8 protein-coding genes are annotated in these 7,036 nt (G+C 57.3%); 3 read left to right on the forward strand and 5 right to left on the reverse strand.

Annotated elements, in window-relative coordinates; translation table 11 throughout:
- Positions 1–112: 112 nt before the first annotated feature.
- Together NW819_RS07885 and NW819_RS07890 are read right to left on the reverse strand one after the other, a co-directional pair.
- On the reverse strand, positions 113–514 hold the full coding sequence (locus NW819_RS07885; protein WP_011433700.1) for a YraN family protein: 402 nt from the start codon (positions 512–514) through the stop codon (positions 113–115).
- A 23-nt stretch (positions 515–537) separates the two neighbouring features.
- Entirely contained in the window at positions 538–660 is a 123-nt protein-coding gene (locus tag NW819_RS07890) for a hypothetical protein (protein WP_011429573.1), read from the reverse strand.
- Positions 661–1,095: 435 nt separating this feature from the next.
- On the opposite strand from NW819_RS07890, the gene NW819_RS07895 reads away from it, so the two are divergent.
- A complete protein-coding gene (locus NW819_RS07895) occupies positions 1,096–1,722 on the forward strand; it encodes a TMEM165/GDT1 family protein (protein WP_414413424.1) in 627 nt (208 codons plus the stop codon).
- On the opposite strand, the gene NW819_RS07900 is transcribed toward NW819_RS07895, so the two are convergent.
- The 3 genes from NW819_RS07900 to mgtE form a co-directional block, all read right to left on the reverse strand.
- Positions 1,700–2,401 carry an MgtC/SapB family protein gene (locus NW819_RS07900; RefSeq protein ID WP_414413425.1) on the reverse strand — a complete coding sequence of 234 codons (702 nt, stop codon included), beginning with the start codon at positions 2,399–2,401 and terminating at the stop codon, positions 1,700–1,702. The two genes, NW819_RS07895 and NW819_RS07900, sit on opposite strands and share 23 nt — an antisense overlap.
- Positions 2,402–2,428: 27 nt before the next feature.
- Positions 2,429–2,632 carry a hypothetical protein gene (locus NW819_RS07905; protein WP_238376758.1) on the reverse strand — a complete coding sequence of 68 codons (204 nt, stop codon included), beginning with the start codon at positions 2,630–2,632 and terminating at the stop codon, positions 2,429–2,431.
- Between the two features lie 192 nt (positions 2,633–2,824).
- On the reverse strand, positions 2,825–4,204 hold the full coding sequence (gene mgtE, locus NW819_RS07910; protein ID WP_414413426.1) for a magnesium transporter: 1,380 nt from the start codon (positions 4,202–4,204) through the stop codon (positions 2,825–2,827).
- A 923-nt stretch (positions 4,205–5,127) separates the two neighbouring features.
- Between mgtE and wecB the strand changes: the two genes are divergently transcribed.
- Both wecB and NW819_RS07920 read left to right on the forward strand, forming a co-directional pair.
- Positions 5,128–6,264, forward strand: coding sequence for a non-hydrolyzing UDP-N-acetylglucosamine 2-epimerase (gene wecB, locus NW819_RS07915; RefSeq protein ID WP_414383584.1), 1,137 nt, complete (start codon positions 5,128–5,130; stop codon positions 6,262–6,264).
- 178 nt (positions 6,265–6,442) lie between these two features.
- Positions 6,443–7,018, forward strand: a complete 576-nt coding sequence (locus NW819_RS07920; RefSeq protein ID WP_414388025.1) for an ureidoglycolate lyase — start codon at positions 6,443–6,445, stop codon at positions 7,016–7,018.
- The last annotated feature ends 18 nt before the right edge of the window (positions 7,019–7,036 follow it).

Raw genomic sequence — 7,036 nt, forward strand, 5'->3', positions numbered from 1 at the left:
TAGCGTTGCGGAGCAATAATGCGCGGGGCTAGAGGGCTTGTCTCAGCAGCCCAGGCATCTCACCTAACCTGAAACGGCCATAAGCTCCCACAGCATCTCGGATAAGCTTGCTTCAACAAATCTCAAAAGCCGCTGGCAGGTAGTCAACCAAAGCGTAGCTTACCCCTTCCCTGGAGGCCCGACGTTCTATCAGCGCGACATCAAAACGGCAGGACAACTCGGAGAGGTGGGGATGCTGGCTCAAGAAGGCTTGGGCAGCCCGGATCAAGCGTCGCTGCTTGGGGATCCCAACCGCCAAAAGCCCGCCTCGATCCCAGCTACCGGGGCTACGGGTTTTCACCTCTACGAAAATCAGCACATCAGCTTTGTGGGCAACCAGATCCAGCTCGCCCCAAGGGCAGCGCCACCGCTGGGCCAGGATCTGCCAGCCCTGCTGACAGAGATATTGCCGCACCCAGCCCTCGCCGACGTTGCCTGTATTCTGGAGGGAAGCCCTTCTGGGCAAGGGATCCATAAAAAAATCACCAGCGCCCGGCTCTAATGAGCAGAGCCATTGCCGTGATACTTGTCGGTGTCGTAAAAGCCGTTGCGGGTGCCGAAGTAGAAACTTGCCAGAGAGAGGACAAGAGCAACCCCCACCAAGACTAACTTTGCATCCACGTGGTTTTCCCCTGATTTTCTCCTCAACCGTGATCATAATAGCCTGCCGCTCCTTCACAATCCTCTGGTAAGCGATGCGCGGCACTGATATCGGCCAAGGCACAGCAAGTCTTGGGGGATCCCATTGGAGAGCTTTTCTTGAATGCTTGAATGAATGACTCCCACTGGGAGCTCAGCATGCTACCATTCAGACGGAAAGGGAGTAGTCAGGCGGCTTACCGCCCTCTGCATCGACATACTGGCTAAAAACAGCCCGGTGCAAGAGACAAAGCAAGCCCGGCAGGCTGCTTTGGTGACGAGACTTTCACTGAGTTCACGCAGAGGTGAGCTTGGTGAGTCCGTCTGACTTTCCCAGCCTTCACCTCTAGGTGTGAACCGATTCCACACACAAGAGAGGTTGGAGGCTAAACGATGTGGGCTGGTTTTGCGTCAAGTTTGCTGTTGGTCACCGTAGCGGAGTTTGGGGATAAAACCTTTTTTACCCCCCTGATTCTCGCTATGCGGCACCCGCGCCGCTGGGTTTTCTTGGGAACATGGCTGGCTTTGGCCGTGATGACCTTGCTGGCGGTGGTGGCCGGGAAGGTGCTTTTCAAGCTGCTGCCGCCGCTGGGCGTGCGAGTGTTGTCGGCTGGGGTTTTCGCGGCTTTTGGGCTGAGAATGCTCTGGCAAGCTTACAAGATGACTCCCCAGCAGGAAAAAGAAGAAGAGGAAGAAGCCCTCAGGCTGGTGGAGCAGGCAGAAGAAAAAGGGGCGGGCCGCGGCGGTGCTTGGGCTGTGGTGTGGGAAGCCTTTAGCTTGACGGCCTTGGCCGAGTTCGGGGATAAAACCCAGATTGCCACCGTCTCCTTGGCGGCCACCCACCCGGGATTGAGCGTCTGGGCAGGGGCTACTCTCGGCCATGGACTGATGGTGGGGCTGGCGGTGGTGGGAGGTCGTTTTTTAGCAGCTCACATCTCTGAACGCGCCGTGCATTGGGTGGGGGGCGGCTTATTTCTGGTGTTTGCGTTGCTAACCGGTTGGGAGCTGCTGGGATCCGGGATCAGCCAAATTCCTGTTCGATGATCCGCCATCGGGCAGTGATCACGCCTGGCTCTAGGCTGAGGCGGCTGACGACAAGTTCTAGGGCCTGGTCGTCGCGGGTCTGGGTGACCAGCTCTGCTTCGACTTTGACCAGATCGGGCTTGTCCTCCAGGTCTTCGCTGTAGAGGGCGCGCAGTTTGAGATGGGTGGGAGCTATACCCTGCAGGAGCAAGGCGCGGATGTGGGCCTCTGCTTGGCTTTTGCAGACAAATGAACACTCATAGACCAGTTCCAGTTCTGTGCCCTTTAGGGGCTGCTGGTTGATGCGGTAGCCCAGCGGACGCAGCACAACGTTGGAGATCAACACAGCTGCGGCCCCAATGGCAGCTTGGGGAATGTACCCCGATCCGGCAAAGGCTCCCACCGCGGCTGCACACCAGATGGTGGCGGCAGTGTTCAGGCCACGGACGCTGGCTCCTTCCTTAAGAATCACGCCACCGGCCAAAAAGCCAATCCCCGATACCACTTGGGCCGCAATACGGGTCGGGCTGCTTTCATCAGGGGTGAGAACCGAGAGCATGACAAACAAAGCTGCACCCGTGGCCACCAAGGTGTTGGTGCGTAAGCCGGCCATACGCTGCCGCCACTGTCGCTCCAGGCCAATGAGGGATCCCAGGACAAAGGCAACGGCCAAACGCAAGGCGAAGTCAATCCAGGTCATGCTCCGGTTCTCGTGAAAGGATAAAGTTTAGCCATCCTCATCTGGGATCCCAAGGGCAGTGGCTTCCTGTTGCAAGGTTTGCCAGAGGGCTTCCAGTTGAGCAAAGGCGGATTCTGGGGCCAGCTTACCACCTGTTTCTAAAGCACAGGTTATGCCCACCCGATAGGCATACTGCTGCAGCCGTGACCGAAATTGAGCAGCAGCCAAGGGAGATAGAACTTTCAAGGTCATGGCACACCTCCTAAATGTTTGCTGTAACCCTTCGTTGGTCAAAGGACACCTCGTAAAAGTGCTCTGCGCCGCCGTCGCGATGGCCTTGTGGCGAGACTCTGAAAGGCTGATTTCTCAAGAAGGGCTGGATTATTCGTTCCTGGAACGCGCTTTGCCGGTGAGGTGCCCCCTGGATCCAGCGCCGGCGCAGCCCTAGAGCTCCACTTCAACCCCGACTAGCCAAGCCACCAGGGTGAAATACACCCAGAGGCCGGTGAAGTCTTTAATGGTGGTGATAAAAGGATCCGCTCCCGGAGCGTGGTCAAAGCCCAGCTTTAACATCACCCAGGGCAAAATGGCGCCCAAGATAGCCCCCAAAGTGAGGACAATGGCCAGAGCCAAGCCCACCGCTAGACCCAATTGTGGGATCCCATTGGGTGCCCCCTGCCAGAAGTAGGCAATCACCCCAGCCGTGGCCCCCAGGATCACACCGATAATGCCACCAATGCTGGCTTCCCGCAGCAAATAGGGGAGAAACTGCCGCACGTTGATGTGGCCCCAAGCCAAGCCACGGGCAAAGATGGTCGTAGATTGGGTACCGACATTACCGCCCATATCCATGACCAAGGGGATGAAAATAGCCGCTGCCGTTACTGCTTGCAACACCTCCTCAAAGGTTTCGATCACTCCCCCCACCAACATGCCGCCAATCAAGGTGATGATTAAAAACGTGATGCGCAGGCGGACGGCATACCAACGGGAGCCTTTAACCAGGCGCTCGCTCCAAACCTTGTCTCGGCTGAGCAAGTTGCCCACCCCTGCTTGGGCCAGAGCGGCGTCGGTGGCTTCTTCTTCCACCAAGTTGATGACATCTTCAAAGGTGATATCTCCCACCAAGCGCCCTTCCGTATCCACCACCGGAATGGCCGGCAAGCCGGAATCTTTGAGCAAACGGGCTGCCTGGAGATCCCGGTCGGTAACCCGAGCAAAAATATCCGATCCCTCAATCAGCTCCCGAATGGGCAAATCCGGATCTGCTTTCACGAGGCGCACGGTGCGAACCAAACCTTTGTAGAACCGCTGATCGTCCACCACAAAAATCACATCCAGCTCATCGTCTCCCAGTTGAGAGTCCCGCACGCTGGCCAGAGCAGCCCCGACGGTGATGGTATCCCGTACCGACAAGTAGCGCAGGTTCATCAGCCGACCGGCACTGCGCTCTGGATAACCCAGCAAGATATTCACTGCTTCCCGAGCTTCTGGGCTGAGGTTGGCAATGAGGCGCTTGGTTACTTTGGCCGGCAACTCCTCAAACAGACGTACCCGCTCATCAGGTGGCAGAGCTTCTATGAGCTGGATCACTTCTGGGCTTTCCATGCTGCGAATGAGATCGGCCTGCTCTTCGGGCCGCAGATACTCAAACACTGCAATGGCTCTGTCTTTTTCCAGCAAGCGAAAAGCCAGTACCCGCTGCCGAGGTGAAATCTCCATCAACTGCTGCACCAGCTCGGCAATGGGAGCGCGGTTGGCCTCTCGCTTGGCGGCTTCCAAGGAAGCAGGGGTTAGGAGATCGCGAAGAACGTTGTGCCGCATGATAAACCTCCGAACGTTGAGGTCAGCCGGGATGAAGAGAACCAGGAGGTCAACAGCCAACCGGTGCTCCGAGGCTCACAGGGAAGCCCTGAAACCCTTGGATGGCCGCGCAGCAAGCCGTAGGTCTAGCGCCAGGCCTCCAAGCCCAGCTTGGATCGCAAGCGCCCAAGCCGATAAGAGGGACTCCAAGGGATCCCCAGGCCTGCGGAAACCCCAAAACCCACAACGGGAAAGTCAAGGGGAATCCCCTCGGAATTACTCCTGATCTCCCCTTTTCTGAACAGGGCTGCACAAACCCATTGCTCAGGTAAGGCTCTGCTCAGCTCATCTGTTCGTCGCCGACTGAGAGAGCCACCCAAGTCAAAAGCTAGCCGGGAAAACTCTCCCACCCCTTCGCGTTGGCGAAACGGGATCCTCTCAAGCGACGACAGAAGCTGTCAGCGGGGAAAAGGAAGACACCAGTAAGAGCCCAATCTTCAAGAACGTGCTCCTCGAAGACCATCCACTGGTGGCTGGCGCTACGACTACCGGAAGCGTCCATGCTGTTGAACGTTTTCCTCCAAAAAGGTTAACCGAAACAACCCGGACAGCCAGAAGAGGATCTCTTCAGCTCCCTTTAGGCTAGTTGCAGGAGTGGGATCCCGTCAACCCTTTTTCTCCAGCTCATCCGGTGAACAATCGGCGGGGCAGCTGGAGGGGTAAGATCGGGGTGAGCAGCAATAGCCCCCTTGTGGTTCCTCTCGTCTCGACATTGCCCTCAGCCTGACTCAGCAGAGTCTACATCTCGGTGGCTTGCGACCTTGAGCAACCCACGCCCTTCGCCGCCTCTGTTTTGTTAGTGGTTTTTGTTAGTGGTTTGTTGGTGGCCTTGCTTCAATGAGCTGCGCTTCCCATCTCCTACAGGTGCCGATGTCCTTGAGCTTATGGCCTCCCTTCCCCTCGTTGCCGTGATCTTGGGCACACGGCCCGAAGCCATTAAGCTGGCCCCGGTGATCCAAGCTCTGCGTGCCAGTCCCCATCTGCGCACCGAGCTGATCTTGACCGGACAACATCGGGAAATGGTGGATCAGGTGATGCGGCTATTCGGTCTGCAAGCGGATCGGGATCTGGCGATCATGCGCCCCCGCCAAAGCTTGACGGACATCACCGAAGCCACCTTGCGGGGCCTAGAACTCTACTTTCAAGAGCAACATCCTCAACTGGTTTTGGTGCAGGGAGATACCACCACCGCCTTCGCTGCCGCCTTGGCAGCTTTTTACCACCGGATCCCGGTTGGGCATGTGGAAGCCGGACTGCGCACCGATGATCTCTACAATCCTTTCCCCGAAGAGGTCAATCGCCGCCTGATCTCCCAGTTGGCCAGCCTGCACTTTGCCCCTACCCCCCAAGCCGTTGACAACCTGAAGCGAAGCCACGTGGTGGGATCCATCCATTGCACCGGCAACACTGTCATCGACGCCCTACTGCAGGTGGCCTCCCAAGGGATCCCCTGCCCCATTCCCGGGCTGGACTGGCAGCGCTACCGTGTCCTGTTGGTTACCGTGCACCGGCGGGAAAATTGGGGGGATCCCCTAACCGCCATCGGCAAGGCTCTGCTGCAGATCTTGGCCGAGTTTCCCGATACCGCCCTTCTTTTGCCCCTCCATCCCAACCCCTTGGTGCGGGATCCCCTGCAAGCCCTGTTGGGATCCCATGAGCGGGCTTTTCTCACTGAGCCTCTGGACTATCCCCTCTGGGTGAGCGCCATGCAGCGCTGTACCCTCATCCTCAGCGACTCCGGCGGCATTCAAGAAGAGGCCCCTGCCCTGGGCAAACCGGTGCTGGTGCTGCGGCAGACCACCGAACGTCCTGAAGCGATTGCTGCCGGCACCGCCCGCCTGGTAGGCACACACCCCGAAAAGATCCTGAAGGCAGCCCGAGAATTGCTCACAGACCCACAAGCCTATGCCCGCATGGCCCAAGCCCAAAACCCCTTTGGCGATGGCACTGCCGCCCGGCAAATTCGCCACATCATCGAGCGGTGGTTTAACCCGCAAAGCCCTCGAGAAGAACAAAGTTAAGAATCAAAGTTAAGAATTTAAATAAGAATCAAAGATGTATAGACCGTTACCGGGAAAACCGTTTCTTTACCTATTGCTCTCAATAAGACAATTAATCTCAATAAGACAATTAATTAAGATAGAAAGCCTGACTCCAATCCAATTGACCCCAGTCCAATCAAGAGCGAGGATGCAAACCATGAGCACGACTGCAACTGCCACCACCGTTGTCCGGGTGCCGATTGTGGATGCCACCCCAGAAAATGTGCAACCCTTCGGCCAACTTATAGGGGACGATGTGGCCAATCCTGGGCTGGGGATCCCCTTTTATCAGGGGCGTGTCCTGGAAGGACAGAACATCGACTTTCAATACACCGGCAGAGCCGTTATCCGTACGGCTAAGATCCTGCCCGGATATCCACCTGTGCTCTGGCTGGAGCGCCACATGCGTATGACCCAGTTGTTTGTCGGCCTGGGGCAAGAGCCGTTCATCATGGTGATGGCTCCTCCCAACCATCCCAAAGCAGCTCCCGATCTCGACAAAGTACAAGCCCTGCGATTCCCTGCCGGGCATGGGCTGCTGCTGCACCTCGGCACGTGGCACGATTTCCCCATTGCCTGCGAGCGCCCCGTTGTGGTGCTAACCGCCAACTCCGAAGAAGTGGTGGAAGCCCTGGCCAGCATGAAAGGTGCCCAGGAAATGAATCAGGGGGATGTATTCAAAATTTCCCTCCCCCAACGGCTAAAAGCGGAGATCCACCTAGAGCTGGTGTAAACTACCCGACATCAACCG

This window comes from Synechococcus sp. R8-2, assembly GCF_047461715.1.
Classification (GTDB): domain Bacteria; phylum Cyanobacteriota; class Cyanobacteriia; order Thermostichales; family Thermostichaceae; genus Thermostichus.